Origin of the sequence: Vibrio tubiashii ATCC 19109, from assembly GCF_000772105.1 — a bacterium.
GTDB lineage: Bacteria > Pseudomonadota > Gammaproteobacteria > Enterobacterales > Vibrionaceae > Vibrio > Vibrio tubiashii.
Genome location: NZ_CP009354.1, coordinates 1,538,642 through 1,559,693, shown reverse-complemented (window position 1 = coordinate 1,559,693; position 21,052 = coordinate 1,538,642). Strand labels below are relative to the sequence as shown.

The 21,052-nt window shown below is 45.3% G+C and carries 17 protein-coding genes; 12 read left to right on the top strand and 5 right to left on the bottom strand.

Features of this window, described 5'->3' with window-relative positions; genetic code table 11:
* Positions 1-25: 25 nt before the first annotated feature.
* The 5 genes from prpF to IX91_RS07060 all read right to left on the bottom strand — a co-directional run bounded on the left by prpF (position 26) and on the right by IX91_RS07060 (position 7,011).
* Positions 26-1,207 carry a 2-methylaconitate cis-trans isomerase PrpF gene (gene prpF / locus IX91_RS07080; RefSeq protein ID WP_004743689.1) on the bottom strand — a complete coding sequence of 394 codons (1,182 nt, stop codon included), beginning with the start codon at positions 1,205-1,207 and terminating at the stop codon, positions 26-28.
* 9 nt (positions 1,208-1,216) lie between these two features.
* Complete coding sequence (gene acnD, locus IX91_RS07075) at positions 1,217-3,808, bottom strand: Fe/S-dependent 2-methylisocitrate dehydratase AcnD (RefSeq protein WP_038197982.1); 2,592 nt, start codon at positions 3,806-3,808, stop codon at positions 1,217-1,219.
* Positions 3,809-3,868: 60 nt separating this feature from the next.
* A complete protein-coding gene (gene prpC / locus IX91_RS07070; protein WP_004742861.1) occupies positions 3,869-5,011 on the bottom strand; it encodes a bifunctional 2-methylcitrate synthase/citrate synthase in 1,143 nt (380 codons plus the stop codon).
* A 111-nt stretch (positions 5,012-5,122) separates the two neighbouring features.
* The gene (gene prpB, locus IX91_RS07065; RefSeq protein WP_004742860.1) at positions 5,123-6,019 is read right to left on the bottom strand and encodes a methylisocitrate lyase; all 897 of its coding nucleotides are present in this window, start codon (positions 6,017-6,019) and stop codon (positions 5,123-5,125) included.
* Between the two features lie 293 nt (positions 6,020-6,312).
* Positions 6,313-7,011 (bottom strand): GntR family transcriptional regulator, encoded by a 699-nt coding sequence (locus IX91_RS07060; RefSeq protein WP_004742859.1) that lies wholly within the window; start codon positions 7,009-7,011, stop codon positions 6,313-6,315.
* Positions 7,012-7,280: 269 nt separating this feature from the next.
* On the opposite strand from IX91_RS07060, the gene IX91_RS07055 reads away from it, so the two are divergent.
* From IX91_RS07055 to tssF, 12 genes are all read left to right on the top strand, one after another.
* A complete protein-coding gene (locus IX91_RS07055) occupies positions 7,281-8,078 on the top strand; it encodes a hypothetical protein (RefSeq protein WP_004742858.1) in 798 nt (265 codons plus the stop codon).
* A 265-nt stretch (positions 8,079-8,343) separates the two neighbouring features.
* Positions 8,344-10,131 carry a M28 family metallopeptidase gene (locus IX91_RS07050; protein ID WP_004742857.1) on the top strand — a complete coding sequence of 596 codons (1,788 nt, stop codon included), beginning with the start codon at positions 8,344-8,346 and terminating at the stop codon, positions 10,129-10,131.
* A gap of 262 nt (positions 10,132-10,393) precedes the next feature.
* A complete protein-coding gene (locus IX91_RS07045; RefSeq protein WP_004742856.1) occupies positions 10,394-12,376 on the top strand; it encodes a type VI secretion system Vgr family protein in 1,983 nt (660 codons plus the stop codon).
* Complete coding sequence (locus IX91_RS07040; protein WP_004742855.1) at positions 12,376-12,948, top strand: DUF6931 family protein; 573 nt, start codon at positions 12,376-12,378, stop codon at positions 12,946-12,948. Before IX91_RS07045 ends, IX91_RS07040 begins: the two co-directional genes overlap by 1 nt.
* Positions 12,945-13,244: a PAAR domain-containing protein gene (locus IX91_RS07035; protein WP_004742854.1), complete on the top strand. Its 300-nt coding sequence runs from the start codon at positions 12,945-12,947 to the stop codon at positions 13,242-13,244. The genes IX91_RS07040 and IX91_RS07035 overlap by 4 nt, the downstream gene beginning before the upstream one ends.
* A 212-nt stretch (positions 13,245-13,456) precedes the next feature.
* Entirely contained in the window at positions 13,457-14,863 is a 1,407-nt protein-coding gene (locus IX91_RS07030) for a type VI secretion system protein TssA (RefSeq protein WP_004742853.1), read from the top strand.
* Positions 14,864-14,892: 29 nt separating this feature from the next.
* The gene (locus IX91_RS07025; protein WP_004749480.1) at positions 14,893-15,414 is read left to right on the top strand and encodes an Hcp family type VI secretion system effector; all 522 of its coding nucleotides are present in this window, start codon (positions 14,893-14,895) and stop codon (positions 15,412-15,414) included.
* A 19-nt stretch (positions 15,415-15,433) separates the two neighbouring features.
* Positions 15,434-15,937, top strand: coding sequence for a type VI secretion system contractile sheath small subunit (gene tssB, locus IX91_RS07020; RefSeq protein ID WP_004748702.1), 504 nt, complete (start codon positions 15,434-15,436; stop codon positions 15,935-15,937).
* Positions 15,937-17,415, top strand: coding sequence for a type VI secretion system contractile sheath large subunit (gene tssC / locus IX91_RS07015; RefSeq protein ID WP_004748701.1), 1,479 nt, complete (start codon positions 15,937-15,939; stop codon positions 17,413-17,415). The genes tssB and tssC overlap by 1 nt, the downstream gene beginning before the upstream one ends.
* Before the next feature lie 55 nt (positions 17,416-17,470).
* The gene (locus tag IX91_RS07010; RefSeq protein ID WP_004748700.1) at positions 17,471-18,868 is read left to right on the top strand and encodes a type VI secretion system contractile sheath domain-containing protein; all 1,398 of its coding nucleotides are present in this window, start codon (positions 17,471-17,473) and stop codon (positions 18,866-18,868) included.
* The gene (gene tssE, locus IX91_RS07005; protein ID WP_004748699.1) at positions 18,868-19,293 is read left to right on the top strand and encodes a type VI secretion system baseplate subunit TssE; all 426 of its coding nucleotides are present in this window, start codon (positions 18,868-18,870) and stop codon (positions 19,291-19,293) included. Before IX91_RS07010 ends, tssE begins: the two co-directional genes overlap by 1 nt.
* On the top strand, positions 19,286-21,037 hold the full coding sequence (gene tssF / locus IX91_RS07000) for a type VI secretion system baseplate subunit TssF (protein WP_004748698.1): 1,752 nt from the start codon (positions 19,286-19,288) through the stop codon (positions 21,035-21,037). The genes tssE and tssF overlap by 8 nt, the downstream gene beginning before the upstream one ends.
* Positions 21,038-21,052 lie beyond the last annotated feature (15 nt).

The following is a 21,052-nucleotide window of genomic DNA, read 5'->3' as shown; positions in this document are numbered from 1 at the left end:
TTTTCTGGTAATTAACCGGCGCTAATTACGCAAAGATATCGGAGGGTACGCGCACAAATCCCTCCATGATGATTCGAGCACTGCGGCTCATTACAGCTTTTTCAACGACCCAACCTTGTTCATCTAGCGTGGCGGCCGCTCCTACTTTCAGCGTTCCCGACGGGTGACCGAAAGTGACTGACTTCATTTCTCCACCACCAGCAGCACGGTTAACTACGGTGCCAGGTACACAGGAAGCCGATGCAATCGCTACTGCTGCGGTTCCCATCATAGCGTGGTGTAATTTACCCATCGACAAAGCGCGAACTAGTACGTCCACCTCGTTCGCTTCAACAGGCTTACCACTAGAAGAAAGATAACTTTTCGGGCTCGCAACTATGGCGATTTTTGGCGTGTGCTGACGAGCTTCAGACTCTTGCAAAGAATCAATCAAACCCATCTTCAACGCACCATAAGCTCTAATGGTTTCAAAGCGTTGTAATGCGGCTTCATCGTTATTGATATCATCTTGAAGTTCCGTCCCTTGATATCTGAGAGCTTCAGCGTCAAGGAAAATCGTCGGGATACCCGCATTGATCATAGTTACTTCAAACGTGCCAACATCAGGAACCTCTAGCTCATCGGTCACATTCCCAGTTGGAAACATGCTACCTTCGCCGTCTGCGGGGTGCATGAAGTCGACTTGAATTTCAGCAGCTGGAAACGTCACCCCATCGAGTTCAAAATCGCCTGTTTCCTGAACTTGCCCTTCCACTATTGGAACATGAACTACGATGGTTTTGCTGATATTCGCCTGCCACACTTTGACGGCGACCGTACCATTGGTTGGGATACGAGCTTCATCAACCAGTCCAGCATGAATGGCAAAGGGGCCAACAGCGGCAGATAGATTGCCACAGTTGCCACTCCAATCGACAAAAGGTTTATCAATCGATACTTGCCCGAATAGATAATCAACATCGTGATCTGACTTATCACTTTTCGATACAATCACGGTTTTGCTGGTACTCGATGTGGCACCGCCCATACCATCGATTTGCTTGGCATAAGGATCGGGACTACCAATCACTCTTAACAGCAATTTGTCTCTCGCCTCTCCGGGAGTTTGAGCTTGCATTGGCAAATCTTCTAGACTGAAGAATACCCCTTTACTCGTCCCACCACGCATATAGGTGGCTGGTACTTTCATTTGGCTAGATACTGTCATAGCGGCCACCTAATGGGATAAAAAGTCTTGGGCAAAGCGTTGCAAAACGCCACCAGCGTTATAAACGCTAACCTCATCGGCGGTATCCAAACGACAAGTCACAGGCACATCGAACTTTTCACCATTAGCACGGGTTACTACAAGCGCTAGATCTGCGCCAGGCTTGATATCGCCAATCACGTCATAAAGCTCACTACCGTCGAGCTCTAATGTTTTACGATTTGTGCCAGATTTAAATTGAAGTGGCAAAACGCCCATTCCGACTAGGTTGGTTCGGTGAATGCGTTCAAATCCTTCAGCGACAATCGCTTCAACTCCAGCTAAGCGAACCCCTTTCGCTGCCCAATCACGTGAGGAGCCTTGACCATAATCCGCACCCGCAACGATGATTAACGGTTGCTTGCGATTCATGTAGGTTTCAATTGCTTCCCACATTCGAGTGACTTTACCCTCTGGCTCGACCCTTGCCAGTGAGCCTTGTACCACCTCACCATTCTCTTTAACCATTTCATTGAACAGTTTAGGGTTTGCAAAAGTCGCTCTCTGCGCAGTTAGGTGATCACCACGGTGGGTTGCGTAAGAGTTAAAGTCTTCTTCAGGTACATCCATAGAAGCGAGATACTCGCCGGCAGCACTGCTCGCCAGTATCGCGTTGGAGGGAGACAAGTGATCAGTCGTGATGTTATCGCCTAGTACCGCCAAAGGTCTCATCGCGGATAGCGTTCTTTTACCTGCTAGCGCCCCTTCCCAGTATGGTGGACGGCGAATGTAGGTACTTTTTGGTCGCCAATCGTAAAGAGGATTACTATTGCGCTCACCTCCGCCGAGTTTAAACATCTGAATGTAGACCTGATTAAACTGTTCGGGCTTAACATGCTTGCCGACGACCGCATCGATCTCTTCATCACTCGGCCACAAGTCATTGAGATAAATAGGATTGCCTTGTTTATCTTTACCTAACGAATCGCGTTCAATATCAAAACGCATGGTTCCAGCTAAGGCATAAGCGACCACTAGTGGCGGCGATGCCAAGAATGCTTGCTTAGCATAAGGGTGGATTCGACCATCAAAATTTCGGTTACCTGATAGCACTGCCGTTGTATAAACGTCGCGGTCGATGATTTCCTGCTGAATCTCTGGATCAAGCGCGCCACTCATACCATTACAAGTAGTACAGGCATAAGCGACAATTCCAAAGCCTAGCTTTTCGAGTTCAGGTAAAAGACCAGCATCTTCAAGGTATAACTTGGCGACCTTTGAGCCCGGGGCAAAAGAAGATTTCACCCAAGGTTTGCGAACTAGTCCAAGCTCATTGGCCTTCTTGGCAACAAGCCCAGCTGCGACCACATTGCGCGGGTTACTTGTATTGGTACATGAAGTAATCGCCGCAATAATGACTGCCCCATCAGGTAATTGCCCCTCGCTAGTGTTAATCTCACTCTCTTTAGCAATACCGCGCTGTGCAAGCTCTGAGGTTGGCAAGCGTCTATGTGGGTTTGATGGTCCAGCCATGTTGCGAGAAACCTTGGATAAATCGAACTCTAATACCCGCTCGTACTCAACGGTTTCAAGATCATCAGCCCACAGACCCGTTTGTTTAGCATAGTTTTCAACAAGCTCTACTTGCTGCTCATCTCGACCCGTCAGTTTTAGGTAGTTGATGGTCTGCTCATCAATGTAGAACATCCCAGCCGTAGCGCCGTACTCTGGCGTCATATTAGAGATGGTTGCGCGATCGCCAATGGTTAAGTCTTTTGCTCCTTCCCCAAAGAATTCAAGATAGGATGAAACGACTCTTTCGTTACGCAAAAATTCAGTAATCGCCAAGACAATATCTGTTGCTGTAATCCCAGGTTGGCGCTTGCCGGTAAGCTTGACACCAACGATGTCAGGTAGTCTCATCATTGAAGGACGGCCAAGCATGACGGTCTCCGCCTCAAGCCCGCCAACACCAATCGCAATCACCCCTAGAGCATCGACATGCGGCGTGTGACTATCAGTACCGACACAAGTATCTGGGTAAGCGATACCTTGCTTAGCCTGAACAACAGGAGACATTTTCTCCAAGTTGATTTGGTGCATGATGCCATTACCAGCAGGAATAACGCTGACATTCTCAAACGCGGTCTTACACCACTCGATAAAATGAAAACGGTCTTCATTTCTGCGCTCTTCTATCGCCCTATTTTTATCGAAGGCATCTGGGTCAAAGCCCCCGTGTTCAACAGCAAGAGAATGGTCAACAATCAGCTGGGTTTCTACCACAGGGTTGACTTTGGCAGGATCGCCACCTTGTTGGGCAATCGCATCCCTAAGGCCTGCGAGGTCAACCAACGCCGTCTGACCTAGGATGTCATGACACACCACACGAGCCGGATACCAAGGAAAGTCTAAGTCTCGCTTTCGCTCGATAATTTGCTCTAGACTTTGAGTCAGAGTATTAGGGTCACAACGTCGCACTAACTGCTCAGCTAGCACTCGTGAGGTATATGGGAGTTTTTCGTAGGCACCTGGGGATAGTGTATTTACGGCTTCTCGGGCATCAAAATAATCAAGATGGCTTCCCGGAAGCGATTTTCTGTATAGGGTATTCATGCTCATATCTGCTTCCATTCAGGTAGATGTTTGCTCCCTTAATCAAAGGGAGCAAAGTCGACAGTGCTATCGTTTTTCGATTGGAACCCAATCTTGATGATCAGGGCCTGTGTAATCTGCACTTGGTCGAATGATTCGGTTATTGGCACGTTGCTCGTAAACGTGCGCAGCCCAACCTGTTAGGCGACTCATGACAAAGATCGGCGTAAACAACTTGGTTGGAATATCCATAAAGTGATAGGCCGAGGCATGGAAAAAGTCTGCGTTACAGAACAAGCCTTTCTCTCGCTTCATCACCGCTTCAACGCGCTCAGAAACCGCGTACAAATGAGTATCTCCTACTGCGTCTGAAAGCTCTTTTGACCAACGCTTAATTAACGCATTACGAGGGTCACTCTCACGATAGATAGCATGACCAAAGCCCATAATTTTGTCTTTGTTGGCTAGCATCTGCATGATGTTTGCTTCCGCTTCATCTGGTGTCTGCCAGTCTTGAATCATCTCCATTGCAGCTTCGTTTGCACCACCATGTAAAGGGCCACGAAGCGTACCGATCGCTGCTGTAATACAAGAATGAAGATCGGAAAGCGTCGAAGCACATACACGTGCCGCAAAGGTAGACGCATTAAACTCGTGCTCTGCGTATAGAATCAGTGAACAGTGCATAACCTGCTTATGAATCTCAGTTGGCGCTTTGTCGGTTAGCATTTTTAGAAAGTAGCCGCCAATACAGGTTTCGGATTGATCGTCTGTATCAATGCGCACACCATCATGGCTAAAGCGATACCAATAACAAATGATGGCAGGAAATAGAGCGAGCATTCTTTCTGTCGCGTCTAACTGCTCTTCAAAGCTCATCTCTTGCTCTAGATTACCCAATACCGAGCAACCCGTTCGCATCACATCCATTGGGTGCGCCGAGGCAGGAATAAGCTCTAACGCTTGCTTAAGCTCACTCGGTAGACCTCGCAAACTAATCAGGCGCGTCTTATATTCATCTAACTCTTTTTGATTGGGTAAGTGACCACGTAACAGCAAGTGGGCAACTTCTTCAAATTGAGCATTGTTCGCCAAGTCAGTAATATCGTAACCTCGATATGTCAGACCTGTCCCCGTTTTACCGACAGTACACAAAGCTGTGCTACCAGCGCTTTGGCCGCGAAGACCTGCGCCACCTAACTCTTCATTCTTTTTCGATGATAGAGGCATTTTGAACTCCTTTTCTGTTTGATATTGCTCTCTAAGTGGAGCGTTATTTACCAAACAATTTCACGTTATTGGATTAATTCCGAATCGGTTTCCTTGGGCTTCCGTTTGATCCTATTTTCCTTCTGAAAACAACTGATCAAGCTTGTCTTCATAATCATGATATTTGAGGTGTGCATAGAGCTCTTTACGAGTTTGCATCGATTCAGTCAGCGCTTCTTGGTTACCCACTTCTAACAGATGCTTGTACACCATCTCTGCTGCTTTGTTCATCGCACGGAACGCACTGAGTGGGTACAGCACCATGTCAACTTTGGACTTAGCAAGCTCTTCACAGCCGTACAGCGGCGTCTGACCAAACTCAGTAATGTTCGCCAGTATCGGCACATGTTTCCCTGTCGCACTCTCTAGCGCTTCAGAGAACTGAACATACTGCTCTAGCTTGTTCATCGCTTCTGGGAAAATCATGTCAGCGCCCGCTTCAACGCAAGCAATCGCACGTTCAATAGCGCTATCGATCCCTTCAACCGCCAGAGCATCCGTACGAGCCATCACCACAAAGCTGTCATCGTTACGTGCATCCACCGCGGCTTTAACGCGATCGACCATCTCTTGTTGGCTAACAATGGCTTTATTTGGGCGGTGACCACAACGTTTCTGCGCTACCTGATCTTCCATGTGTACCGCGCCTGCACCCGCTTTCTCCATTGCTTTGATGGTTCGCGCGATATTAAACGCACCGCCAAACCCCGTATCAATATCAACTAGCAGTGGTAAATCACACGCATTGGTGATTCTCTCGACATCAACTAAAACGTCATTAAGTGTGGTAATGCCCAAATCCGGTAAGCCATAAGAGGCATTAGCGATACCGCCACCTGATAAGTAAATAGCTTGGTGCCCCAGATTTTTTGCCATCATGGCGCAGTATGGATTAATGGTCCCTACAATTTGCAGTGGATCGTTTTGCTCAACTGCAAGTCTAAATTTAGCTCCTTGAGATAAACTCATTGCTCTTTCCTCTAGTCCGTTTTTGGGCTTTAGTCCCTAGGGTCTGTTGACCTTTTGCGCTGATTTTTGCAGCTGTTTGTGGGTTCTTTCTGCAAGGCAGAGGCTTTGAATTGTAGTTGCTCTACCTGATAAGCCGATAACGCAGCAGAAAGGAGCCACAAACGCTGCCCGAAGGGTTCGGCTAAAAGCGTTTTACTCTTTGTTGAGAGGTGTTTTGCTTAGAATGACTAGGCTGCAAACCTCTCGCCGCGATTAAAACGCTTTTATCTCGAACAAAATTTAACCTCAAAAGATCAACAGACCCTAATGATTTGTTGTTCGATTAATGTTCGGCTACCCGAGATATGGCGTCTCATCAGCATCTCAGCCAACTCTTCGTCTCTATTTTTGATAGCTTGCAAGATATATTTGTGCTCATCGAGCGCTTCCACGGGTCGCGACTGTGCTCTAGGCGATTGATATCGATACATTCTCAACAAGTGATAAAGCTCATCACACAGCAATGAAATAAGCTTACTGTTGCGACTAGCGAGAATAATGCGATAGTGAAAATCGAAATCACCGTGCTGATGGAAATAAGAAGCACCCTCGACTTCGTCAATGTGATTTGAATGTGTCGACAATACTGCTTCTAAACCAACAATCTCTTCTGCGGTGATATGCCGAGCCGCAAGTCGCGCAGCCATACCTTCTAGCGCCTCTCTAACCGCGTATAGCTCTATTAGCTTTTCAGGTGAGAAAGTAATCACTCTTGCACCGACATGAGGGATACGCTCGATTAGGCCTAACCCTTCAACTCGCATTATCGCTTCACGCAGAGGCCCCCGACTTACCTGATACTTCTTAGCTAGCTCAGGCTCAGATATCTTGCTACCTGGGGCAATTTCTCCACTAACAATAGCCTCTACCAATGATTCGGTTAAGCTCTCTGATTTGGTGTTTTCTTTTTCAGAAACGCCTTCTTTTAGTCGAGTTTTAAGTTCAATATTCATCTTTAATACACTCGCTGCCTGACACCAGACTGTCTACAATTTCATCGTCTAATATTAAAATAGACCATAACATTGTCGACAATCAAGCGAATTGTCGACAATTTAGACCAAGGTAGTAGTCCAGATTAGTAAATAAAAGATGTAACATTGGTTGAGTCACAGTTGCTATGTGATGCAGAGCAAGATTATTGCAATCTCGACAATGACTTAGTTGCTGTATGAGATTAGTATCTTAGATACAGAAAGGAATCTTGTTAATTAAGAGGCTTATGCACTCTCCAACTACTAAATCAATTCTGGCAGGATTGATTGCAGCCAATATCTCTGGATGCTCACTGTTCTTTGCGGATGAGCGAGAACCTTACTATCCGTTGCTGAGAGACAGTACTTACTCAGATGAAGAGCTCGTAGTGATTGAAACCGATAATGTTCTAAAATCAGCGGTTAGACACAACGACTTTGTGCTTGTTGAAGATGAAACTCGTGTCAACCAATCTGTCGACAAAGTTTTTGCGGAAGCGATAAACAACCATGCTGTTTCTGTGGAAGACCTAAAAGGCTCACAATTCCATAAAGGGTTAGAACAAATTATTAAACAGTTTACTTGCGAACTGTACGCCAGTCAGCAGCCCCAAGATTCAGTCCAGCTATGCCCACAATCGAATCAGATTGTCGACAATGGACTAGATTACCTGCCTTTTGAGCAAGGTTTACGTACAGCTCAGCGTCTAAGTACGATCAAACAAAATGAAAGTGATACGTTGCAGCTCGAGATGTTTCTTAAAAGCACCCATGAACGTCCGTTAGAATCCCTTTGGGGTGCAGTGCATGAACTCGGTCACTTTAAGGGCAGCCAGTTACCACCTGAAAGCTTAGTGCTGACCGTTAATTTGAAGGCGTATAAAAAAGACAACAAAGCACACACTTGGAGATATATGCATCCTGATCCGCTTATCTTCTTCGTTGTTCTTCCTTCTGTTGATCACCTCGTCAGTCGCCCTAACGAAATCGAAAGTATGGATTTCGCCTACCGAAGCGCCAAGCTACTGGTTGTAGATAGCAGGTAAAATCCAATCTCTCACTTTGCGACAAACATCGGCTAGTAACTATTCTGGCCGGTTCCCTGTGTGTACAAAATCGCCCCTCAAACACTAAGTTATTGTTTATGTTGAATATGTGATTGTATATCGATTACATATGTAACTGACAATTTTAATAAATGAAACTAATTTGATATACGTTCATATTTTATAAACCCATTTGAATTTAACATTTTTTTAACCTTGCATTTCAGCAACTATGGCTTCGCTTATTTAATACAAGGAGTCACAAATGCAAGTAAGCGTCACAACAACAAAAACTATGCTCGCTACCATTATTAGCTCAACGCTACTATCTGGGTGTTACTGGGATGATCCAGAAAAGGCAGCGAAGTACGTCAGTAGTAAAATTGATCGCGAAGAGGTCGTGGAACACCTAGAAGAGCTTGAAGCGAGGGCATCGAAAACAACTGATGGAGCGTCCGTTACTCGAGCGGCTGGTACCGAAGGCTATGCACAGTCTCTCAACTATATTGTTGATACCATGCGTGCCCATAACTACGATGTGGCAATACAAGAGTTTGATTTTCGTGCATGGGAAGAGCTTGCGGGTACAACCCTCAATGTAAATGGAACCGATCTAATCGGTGTGCGCAATGCCAGTGAAGGCGTAGAGCCAGACTTTGCCGCTATGTCATACTCTGGTAACTCAAACGGCTTACTTTCCGCAGATGCCGTTTTCATTACTCCTGATTTTAGATTCGATGCGCCTGATTATGACAGTACTGACGGCTGTGAGTCTTCCGACTTCGCTGGCAAAAATGTGACGGACAAAATTGCTGTCATCCAACGTGGCGGATGTAGTTTCAATACCAAAGTTGTCAACGCTCAAAACGCTGGAGCTAAAGGTGTTATTGTCTTTAACCAAGGTAACGCTGAAGGCCGTACAGCGGTCGTAAATGGTACATTAGGTAGCGATAGTACGGCCACTATTCCGGCTCTCGGTGCTCGTTACGCACTTGGTAAGCAATGGTATGAGTTGAGCCAAACCGCTGCAGTGCCTATCGCATTGAATATTAACGTCCAAGATGAAGAGGTACTCACCCAAAACATCATTGCTGAGACCAAAGGCGGTAATGCTAATGAGGTTGTCATGCTTGGCGCACACTTGGACTCAGTTCCAGAAGGCCCTGGAATCAATGACAACGGTTCAGGTACGGCAGGTCTGCTCGAATATGCGGTAACCCTTGCGAATTTGAAAGCACCGGTTAAGAATAAAGTACGTTTTGCTTGGTGGGCAGCTGAAGAAGCAGGTCTAGTCGGCTCTGAGTACTACACCAACGAGCTCTTCGCACCACTGCGTAATCAAGTTCAACAGGAAATCCTAAAAGAACTAGGCTTGGAAGACCCTAGCCAGTTAACACCTGAACAGCTAGATCTCGTCGATGCTCGCTACTATGAGTTAAACAAAGTTAAGCTCTACCTAAACTTCGATATGATTGGCTCGCCTAACTACATCTTTGGCGTTATGGACGGAGACTTATCAGATACGAAAGACAGCCCAGATAACGCTTACACAGGTGATTTCCAACCGCCATATGGCACATCACATATCGAGTCCATTTTTAACAAGTTCTTTACTGAAAAATCAGAGTCTACCGTTCCACAAGCTTTATCTAAACGTTCGGATTACGCTGGTTTTGCTGATTGGGGCATCGCTTTTGGCGGCTTGTTCACTGGTGCAGAGAAAGTGAAGTCCGCGCAGGAAGTCGAAAAGTTTGGTGGCGAAATTGATGTCGCTTATGACAAATGCTACCACCAAGCCTGTGATGACCTAAACAACGTGAGCCAAGAAGCATTATACGTCAACACTCAATCACTTGCCTACGTCACGACTTTCTATGCCTTCAGTGAGCCTGTCTTCCCAGAGCAACAACCGCAAGCACAACAAGTGCTTCGCTCTTTAAGCAGCGAATCTGCTCCAACTAGCAAGCTTCGTGTAGGTCAGAAGCTTAAAGCTGCAGATAGTGTTTCTGATCATGATCACTTCCATGGTGACTTCGACCAAGACCGCGAGTAACTGTTCTTATTGTCCATAAAACCAAAGCCGCGCGTGTACAATGCGCGGCTTTTTATACGACTTTCACCCATTTCAACGGCAAACGCTCAAAAAACACTCAAATAACCTCTTACCACTCTAATCTGGATTATAAATCTCAGTTAATTTGATTTATTTACTTATGAATACCTGCTACTTTTTAATGAATTATTAACAGACATCACAACCCATTGTTTCGAATAGATTTACTCGAAGCATGATCGTCAGTTTCAAAGGAAGTGTTATGGCTGAAAAATATTCGGCGTCGGCGAGCCCTATTTCTGCGAAGGATTACAAAGGGCAAGAACACAAGGTCAGTCAGTTTTCTGCGGCTCAAACTCTCTCTGAGTCTTTCGAGGTTTCCGCTACCCTTGTCTCTAGTAACTTCGACGTCCAAAGCCAATTAGGGCAACTTCTCACGATTAACCGATATTCAAACATAGCAGGTAGCGCGACCCTAACCCGTTCTTTCAATGGCATTATCACGCGTATTGAAAGCTTAGGGATGGACAGCAACCTACAATACGTTTTGTACCAAGTCACTTTAAAGCCATGGTTAGAGCTTCTCAAACATACTCACGCTTTTCGGGTCTACCAAAACCAATCAACCAAGGACATTGTTAGCGATATTTTCGATAATGCGGGTTTCAAGGGCTGCTACAAAATAGCCAAAATGCCGACGACCAAGCGCGAGTACTGTCTGCAATACAACGAGTCCGATTTTGACTTTGTCACACGTTTACTTGCGGAAGAAGGGGTTCATTACTATTTCACCCATTCTGATAAAGAGCACACACTTGTACTGCAAGATGCGCAATCGCCTTTCGATAAAGCTGACAATGCAAAATTTGATATGGTGGAAACACCGACAGGATCTTTACCTTTATTAGAGTCTTGGTCACCAGCCGTCGCATTTCACGGCGCAAGTGTAGAGCTCACCGCTTACGACTACAGCCAAACAAAATTGGTAACGAGCAAGGCGCAAAAGAGCAGCAACACCATCGCAAACAATACCAAACTGACTAATGTCCACTACCCACCTTTGGGCGTTTCGGGAGATAAAACCGATCTGGCCAGTAATCTTGCCAAGCGACGCGCTGAGCATCTAGCACAGGATTACCAAACCATTGTCGCAACTGCTAAACATGATTTATTTGATATCGCGACATGGTTCTCCCTCTCTAGCCACCTAGACAAGTCGCAGCTATCCGATTATTCGATTATTTCGATCAAGACGCACTACTCTGAAGATGTGGTGTGTGACACCGAAATAAAAGCAGTACCTAAAACAACCTCTTACTATCCAAATCCGGTCGCCAAACAAAGAGTTCACGGACTACAAAGTGCCACTGTCGCGGGCTCAACGGCAGGTGAAATCAATCAAGATGACCAAGGGCGAGTTCGAATCCAGTTCCACTGGGACACAGAGGCGAGTGGCGACAAAACCAGTTGCTATGTGCGCGTGGCTCAAATGATGGCAGGAAGCGGCTATGGTGCCCAATTCATTCCTCGTGTAGGTCAAGAAGTTCTGGTGGCGTTCATTGATGGTGATCCTGACCAACCCATCATTACTGGCAGTGTATACAACAGTAAAAATGCACCACCTTACAAGGAAGCTAATTCAACGAAGAGTGGCATAAAGACCAAGCTTACCGGACAATCCAATGAACTCTATTTTGATGATAAAAAAGATAATGAGTTGATTTACCTACACGCCGCGAAGGACATCACGCAAGAAGTAGAGAACAACCATACGGAAACGATTAAAGGTGAATTGACGCAAAAAGTGACCAAGCAAATGGCTATCTCTACAGAAGATAATTACAGCCTGACAGTCACTAAAGCGATGTCTGAGAGCGCGAAATCGATCACTATCGAAGCCGATGACAGCATCGACATCAAAGTGGGTTCGAGCAAAATTTCGATTTCATCTTCCTCGATATCCATTGAAGCAACCAATATTGACATTAAAGCTAGTAGCGGCTTAAACCTTCAAGGCACTAACGTCACGAGTAAAGCCACCTCAGCGAACAAAGTGTCTGGTACAACAACGGCTTTAGAAGCGACAAGTTCAAATTCAATTAAGGGCTTGAGCGTAGCAATAAAAGCAGACACAACGCTTTCCGCTGAAGGTTCATTAAGTGCGGAATTTAAATCCGGACTTAAAGCAACGTTTAATGGCGGTGTGATGGGTGAAGTAAAAGGCGCTATCGTTAAGGTAAATTAATGACTTACAAAAAAATTCCTTATCAAACCTGTGGGCAAATCCTGCCTCGATTTACTGCTTCAGACGAAGCGAAAGAGTTACTTAACGAAGAGTTGTCCGTAGAGCAGACAATTCAATTGCTCCAAGACAACGCACTCAACAATGATCTAGTGCAGTTTCTCGCCCATGCTCTACCCGTTCGTGAAGCGATTTGGTGGGCAAGTCTCTGCATACAGCTTCGTAATGACGTTTGGAACGCCACTCAAGCACAATGTATTCAAACCGCTCAGCAGTGGGTACAAGCTCCAGCAGAAGACCTTCGACGCAAAGCAGAACTACTGTCTAACAGACTCGAATTAAACTGTGGACCTTCATGGTTAGCACAAGCAATATTTTGGAATGGTTCTGGCAGCATAGTGGCCCCAGATCTTCCTGCAGTTCTTCCTGACCCTTTCCTCTATGCTAAAGCTGTAGCTGGCTCAATTAACCATGCTGCGGCTCTTCCCAATTGGGAAGGCTCAGAAGAGTACTATAGTCAATCTGTAAACTATGCGCTGGATATCGCTGCCGGCGGCAATGGAGGAAAAGGATGACCTTAGCAGCCCGCTTAACAGACATGCATGTATGTCCGATGCAAACCCCTGCTGTGCCACCAATTCCTCATGTAGGTGGACCAATTACGGGCCCTGGAGTACCCACTGTGCTCATAGGTAGCATGCCTGCCGCCACACTCGGTGACATGTGCGTATGTGTGGGGCCACCAGATTCCATTATTAAAGGCAGCGCTACTGTTCTTATTATGAACAAACCCGCCGCCCGAATGGGAGATACCACTGCACATGGTGGCACAATCGTTCTAGGTATGCCGACCGTCATGATCGGTGGTTAAAAAACCACCTCGCGAACAAGGGTTTAATAAATAATGAGCGTGCTCCGTCCAATTTTCTAGATGTATGTCACCTTTTTGCGTAAATAATAAATTTGGACGAGCCTTTTTTAAAAATAAGCCTAGACTATCATTTGTGAGCAATGACTAATAAATTACTATTCTAACAATTGCTTACGTTAACTAAATTACAATAATTACGTAACGGAAAATGCATGGTAGATATTGCGCACTTGTTGGCTCCTATTTCAGAAGAATCCCCTACTGGTAACTACCTTAAACTTGATCGCTCGATCTATCGCGCGTTACGTAACAGCTATAATGCCGCGCAATCTTCGTTCCGGCAGCTTATCGAAACACCTGATGCTTCTAGCGATGAGGCGTTGTTAGAAGCCAATGAATCGAACTGGACTCAACTGCGTAACAGCACATTAGAAGCACTCACTCAATCAACCAAAGATTTAGAGTTGCTTGGCTGGTATATATCAAGCCAACTGTTTACCACGCAGCCTTATCAGAACCTAGCTGACTCAACTAAAGTACTAAAAAGCTTCATCGAAGAATTTTGGGGCAACCTGCACCCTACTCTTCCAGACAACAAAATTAAGAGCGACGATGAACAAGGTAAGCTAAGAGAGATCGCAGATTTTCGTATCAAGCCATTGTTACAACTGGTAGGTGAAAGCAACGACTCAACAGCCCTGTTTATGCCTCTACAGCTTATCGGTCTGATTGATGACATTACTTTTGGTGATTATTTAAGAGCAGAACGCTCTGGTGAGCTTGAAGAGCTCAAGAAAAAAGCCCAACAGCTATTCAATAGTGACGTCGAGCAAACAGTACTTTTGCTTTCTGATGCCTATCAGAACTTTACTGAAGCGGAACTCGCCATTGCCAAAGAGTGTCAACAAGTCGGTGTGACACCAATTAGCTTCCGTTTTGCTAAAGCTAATCTTGCTGATTCAATCAATGCAATCCGCTTTCTTACAGAAGACAAGTTCGCTTTCTGGCCGTTAGGTGATGACTACCTACCTCGTAAAGAAGAGGTAACTGAGACGCAACAGATAGAGAGCCCTGCTCAAGTCAATAGCGCACCTGCCGAAAGTGCTCAGACGGTATCAACTGAAGCTTCCAGTATTACTGCTCAGGTTGCGCCTCAAGTAACTTCAACAACTGTTGTTGCGCAGATACCAGTAAGTGCAGGCCAGATCGCTAGCCGAGACCAAGCTTTTCAGGAACTGAGAAAGATCTCTGAGTTTTTCAAACAAACTGAGCCACATAGCCCAATTTCGTTCTTGCTAGAAAGAGCAATACGCTGGGGTTACATGAGCCTGCCTGAACTCATGCAAGAGATGACAGGCGGCAATAGCGGCGTAATACAACAAATTAATCAATTAACGGGGATGGATAACTTAGTTCAACTTGATCTGAGCGATAAAACGTTAACAACCTCTTCTAACGTTATTCCAACCGCAGCTGCTTCAAATGGGGCAGCTGCACCTACTAATCAGACTTCTCCTGTAGAAATACCAACTCAGGAAAAGACCGATACTAATCAATCATCACAAACTGAAGCAAGCTCCACTGAATCATCAGGTAATCTGAATGACTTCGAGTGGTAACCAAATGCTGATCAGCAAAGGAGAATAAAATGGCTTCTATTTTCATGAGAATCGACGGTACAAAACCTAAAGGCGCTGCAACAGTAGAAAAGATTGGTGGTAAAGATGGCTTCTTCGCTATCGACACTATCACTTGGAATGCTGTACGTGGTGTAGGCATTGATGTCGGTAATGCTAACAACGCAGACCAAGGTATGGTTGCACTAGGTGAAGTAAACGTGACACGTGGATGTGACGGTGCAACTCCTCACCTAACAACATTCCTATACGCACCAGGTGGTGAAGGTAAAACTGTTGAGATCGTAATGACTAAGCCTAACCGTGAAGGTTCTGGTGCTGATCCATACCTAATCCTAACACTTAAAGCTGCTCGTATGTCTAGCTACAACATGGCTGCATCAGACGGCACACTACCAAACGAATCATTCAGCCTGACGTACACTGAAATTTCTAAAGCGTACTACATCGAAGGCGAAGGCGGTAAGATCGAGAAAGGCCCTGAAGTTGGCTTCGATGCAACTGCAGCTAAAGTGACTTCGACTGCAGCGTAATTGAATAAGGAGATCCATTGTGGCACTTAATTCCCAACACAAACGCGTAAGTAAGAACCGCGTAAGTATTACTTACGATGTGGAAACTAATGGCGCTGTAGAAACCAAAGAACTCCCATTTGTTGTTGGGGTAATTGGTGACTACTCGGGTCATAAGCAAGATAAAGAAGATGTTGAAGAGCGCACGTTTTACAACGTCGACAAAGACAACTTCGACAATGTCATGAAGCGCGTCGGCCCAGAATTGAGCCTAAAAGTTGACAACGTACTGGCTGACGATGATAGCCAGTTTGAAGCCAACCTACAGTTTAACTCAATGAAAGACTTCGAACCGGAAGCTATTGTTGAGCAAGTAGAACCACTGAAAAAACTTGTAGAGACACGTAATCAGCTTAAGGTTCTGCTTTCAAAAGCTGACCGCTCTCGTGACCTAGAAAAGCTACTTAAAGAAGTTCTTCAAAGCGCTGACACAATCAACGCACTTTCTGAAGAATTAGGTATCAATAAAGAAGGAGCTGAATAATGAGCACAGAAGCTGAAAATCAAGCCCAACCGGAAGCTGCAGAAGGTGCTCTTAGTTTTCTAGACAGAGCGATTGAAGCGACGACTCAGACTCCGGCTGATACTACAAAAGAACTTTTCTCTGTTCTTGCTGAGCAGGCGCTATCTGGCACGGTTACTTGGGACAAGAACCTAACTAAGACCATTGAAAACGCAATTTCTGAGATCGATAAGAAGCTTTCACAGCAGCTATCTCAGGTCATGCAGCAAAATGATTTCCAAAAGCTTGAAGGCTCTTGGCGTGGTCTGCAAAAGCTTGTCAAAGAGAGTGAACTTGGCCGCGACCTTAAGATCAAGATGGTCGACTTCACTCAAGAAGAGCTGCTAGAGCAATTCGAAGACGCTCCTGCGATTGATCGTAGTCCGCTATTCAACGCAGTTTACCAAGGTGAGTTTGGTACGGCTGGTGGTGAACCATACGGCACCTTTATCGGCGACTATGAGTTCAGCGCTAAAGACGAAGATGTTGCCCTACTTCGCTACATGGGTGAAGTTGCGGCTGCATGTCACGCACCATTTGTTGCTGCTGCAAATGCTCAAATGTTTGAATTCAATGATTTCACGACATTTGACGAAGGCAAACCTGTAGCGGCAGGTTTCGACTCTCCAGCTTATGCAGCTTGGAACTCGTTCCGTGAAAGTGATGATGCTCGCTATGTGACACTCACGCTTCCTCGCACTATGGCTCGCCTGCCATACGGCTCTAAAGGTCTAAGCACTAACTTATTTGATTACGAAGAGTTAGGTACGGATATGGATGGTAATCCAAATCCTGCAAACAACGATGAGCTAGTGTGGTCTAATGCAGCTTATGATTTAGGTCTTAAGATGACCCAAGCTTACACCGCGTCAGGCTGGTGTACCGCGATTCGTGGCCTAGATAATGGTGGTAAAGTAGAAAACCTACCTAACTTAACCTACAAAACGGAAGCGGGTGACCTAGTACAGCAATGTCCTACTGAGGTTAACTTGACGGATGAACGTGAAAAAGAGCTTAGCGATCTAGGCTTCCTACCACTGGTTCATTACAAGAACTCAAACTACGGTGTGTTTATTGGTGGTCAAACGACTCAAAAACCAAAAACTTTCACTGATCCTGATGCAACAGCAAACGCTGCAATCTCTGCTCGTCTGCCTTACATCATGGCAAGTGGCCGTATCGCTCACTACTTGAAGGTAATGGGCCGTGACAAACTAGGCTCAAACCTCGAAGCTCCAGATATCCAACGTGAACTGCAACTTTGGATCGACCAATACACTAACGCTGGTGCAATTGGTAATGAGCAACGTGCGAAAACACCACTAGCTGAATCACGTATTGAGGTTGTAGAACAACCAGGCCGCCCAGGTTCTTATTCTGCGGTAGCGCATCTACGCCCATGGCTACAACTTGAAGAGCTGACGACCTCAGTTCGAATGGTAGCTAAGATTCCAGGCTAAATCAGAAATCAGGCCGGACTTGTCCGGCCTATTCTTTCTCTATTCTCAGGACATGATGAATTTGAACATCGATTCAGAATGGCAACGGAATTTTGCCGGATTAGACACCACAGACAACGACTTTTTGAAAGAGTCGCTATCTCTGCTGTCTGAGATTGCTCCGGAAGCACTCACCAGTAAAGGACGTTTAACGGTTTTTCTCGCCCAGCTGATCACCGAGTTAGACAGCGGTATTTCAAAGCAGCTTGATGAGATTCTGCACCACAATGATTTCGAGACTCTTCATGGTAGTTGGCTCGGGCTTGAAGGCTTAGCCAAGCTGCCCGTTAACAAGCAACGAACTAAACTCAAATTGCTTGATATGGATTGGTCCGAGATATCAAACGACGTCAACCAAGCCTATACCATCAAAGGATCTGAGCTTTACAACAAAATTGGTAACAAAGAGCTCAACACGCTAGGCGGGCACCCATTTGGTAGCATTGTTTTTACGCACAAAATCTCGCTTGATATGGATTTTGATGCGGACTATGACGACCTATTCACCTTGGAACTATTAGGTAAGTTAGGCGAAGTCACTCTATGCCCTATGCTTTTTTCTCCTGATGAGCAGTTTTTTGTCCAACCGACTGCGGATTGGTTATCAGATACTAACCGAATTGAAAAAATCCTTACAGGAGAGGACTACAAACCTTGGCAAGAGCTAAGACAGAAAGCATCGTCTAAATTTGTTGGCTTAGTCATGCCTTCCATTCGTATGCGTAACTGCTACAAGAATGCCAAAGTGGGCTTTATCTACAATGAAGCTGGTCAAGGACTTTGGGGCAATGCCGCGTTCGCTTTTGCGGCTACCATGATGAGAGAACACCATCGAGTAAACTGGTTCGGTTTTTTAAAGTCTCGCTGGAACGATAAAGCTCAAGGGGCTTTGGTTAATTTAGAGCATCACGATAGCCAGTTTTTATCTCGTCCTGAAACTGATGTGGTTTTGTTTGGTCAGATTTCGACTTTTTATGCTCAGAACGGTTTTATTCCTTTGACTAAGAGTGCCTTGAGCGAAAAATTTTACTTTAATGGCAACAATTCGATTTGGCAAAGTCACTCTCAAACAGATAACGAGAAAGTGCTTACACAAATCCAAACCAGCCTTATGTCCTGCCGCATCGCTCACTACTTGAAGGTACAAGTGAGAGAAATGATTGGTAGTTTCAATACCGCATCAGAATGTGAGCTTTTCTTAACGCATTGGATTGAAAAATTCTCCAGCAACGTCTCATTTGCCAATGAAGAAACATTGTCTAAATACCCGCTAAGCTTCGCCAAGATCAGTGTTACAGAATCGCCACATCACAAAGGCAGTTTTTCTTGCACTTTACGCATTCTTCCCCAATACCAGTATGACCATTTCACTGGTGAAGTGGTCCTGACAACTGAACTGGATGAGGTGGCGTAATGAGTTTCTGGAAAACTTTTGTTCAGCCACACGAAAACTCAGGTCCTAATGATGACATTGAAGACATCAAGTACAACTTAACTAAACTACTTGAGTCCGAGGCATCTCTACTTGAGATAGACGACCGTTTTATTGAACTGCAGCGCTCTAACTTTCGTTATGGCATTGAAGACGTGCAACTACTGAGCGCTAGCCTAGATCAAGCGCAACTAGCCCTTCGATTGGAAAGTTATATCAAACACTTCGAGCCAAGATTAACCAATGTGATGGTTGAACTCGGAGAGCGCAAAGAAAATGAAAACGCCATTGCGTTTAACATCGTTGCAAAAGCCAAAACCACTCAAGGAGAAACCGAGTTGGTATTTGACTCAAAAATTTCACTGAATGATTTAAGAACACTAATGACGGAGGACAGTTATGAGTGATCCGTTATTAAGATATTTCGAACAGGAACTGACTCTTGTTCGACGCGCCTTAGGCCAATTTGGACACCAGCACCCTAGTCATGCTGAACGTTTAAACATCCATCAAGGTCAAATTGAAGACCCGAGCCTTGCTCGACTGCTTGATGGTGTAGCTTTACTCAACGCTACCGTCGAAAAGAAACTATCAGACCAGTTGCCAGAAGTCGTTGAAGGATTACTTGGTGTTTTATACCCAAGCTACATTCAAACCGTTCCGAGCATTGCTTACCTCCAGCTTGATGAAGAAGCCGATCTGGCGGAATCTGTAACACTGCCTAAAGGTTCGCAGTTCTCAGCCATAGCGCAAGGTCAAAGTTGCACCTTTACCACTATCGATGAGCTAAAAACCACCTCATTTAAGTTGATGGATACCACTGCCTCTAGTGCGCCATTCAAGTTCAATCGCCCAGCAGGTACAGAGCAAACAACGGCGGTCATACAGCTCAGCTTTTCTACGGGTGATCCAGATGTATTTTTCTCATCTTTAGATTGTGAAGACCTCGATTTTTTTGTTCAGGGTTTTGAAAACAATGCGGATTCGCTGGTCGAGCTATTACTTGCTGAAACCCAAGCCATCTCAATTTCTGATGCAGCGTGCGAGAAACATGCTGTACTCGAACCCGAGCGTTTAAAAAGTAGAATTAGCGATACAAATTTTCAGTTTCTGCCGCAGAAAGGCAATCAGTTTGCCGGTTATCAACTGATCAGTGAGTTCTTTTTCTTTAAAGAAAAACGTCAATTCTTCCGCCTTAAAGAATTCGGTCAAGCAATCAAACAATTTGATACATCAGAAATAGTATTGAACTTGTTTATGCATAGCTTACCAACGGAGTTTATGCGCTTATTCGACAACCAAGTGTTTAAGCTAAACATCGTTCCAGCGATTAACCTGTTCGAACAAACCGGCGAACCGACAACCTATGACCAACGGAGTCTGAGTATTCCCGTTAATGCCGACGCGCACAGCGATGGTGATATTGAGATCGTTGAAGTCACAGAAGTGTACGAAATCACTTCGATGGGAGAAAAAACTCTCACGCCTCTGTTCAAAGACAGCTATCGCTCAGACCCAAAAGCCGATCATTGGCAATGTACGCGCGGTAGCGACAACGAGTTCAGACTCGCAATCAGCTTAAATAATCAACAAGACCTCGAGTTCAACAAACTCTATGGTACTCGCCTTCTTTGTACTAACGGAAAACGTGCTTGTGCTGTTCAAGGGGATTTCGAATGTCTGGAGAGTATCGATTTACCGGGCGAGTTTAGCCCGATTTATCCACCCTCAGCGCCTATTTCACGAGAGCAAGACCCGCATTTACACTGGCAATTTATCGCCCTGCTCAATGCTAACTTTGTCTCTCTGCTTCATGCAGAGCACCCCGAGGAAGCGTTAAAGAGAATGCTGCGTTTATGTAGTAGGAGTCAGATCTCTGCTGACGAAATCCAGACGATTCGTAACGTTAATATTCGCTCACAAGTGTCTGCGCTAAGAATTCTGGGCAAAAACGTCTTCTCACCAGGAACAGAGATTGAAATCACATTGGATACCACTGGTGGCTTTTTAGTTTTCAGCGACGTTCTGAACCGCTTTTTCCAGCAGTTTTGTAGTTTTGATCGCTACATTCAGCTGTCGATAAAAGTCTATGGCCGTGATGGTTACGTTAAGCGCTACCCCAAAATTCACGGTAGCCAGAGCGCTTTATAGAGTTGGGTGGAAATC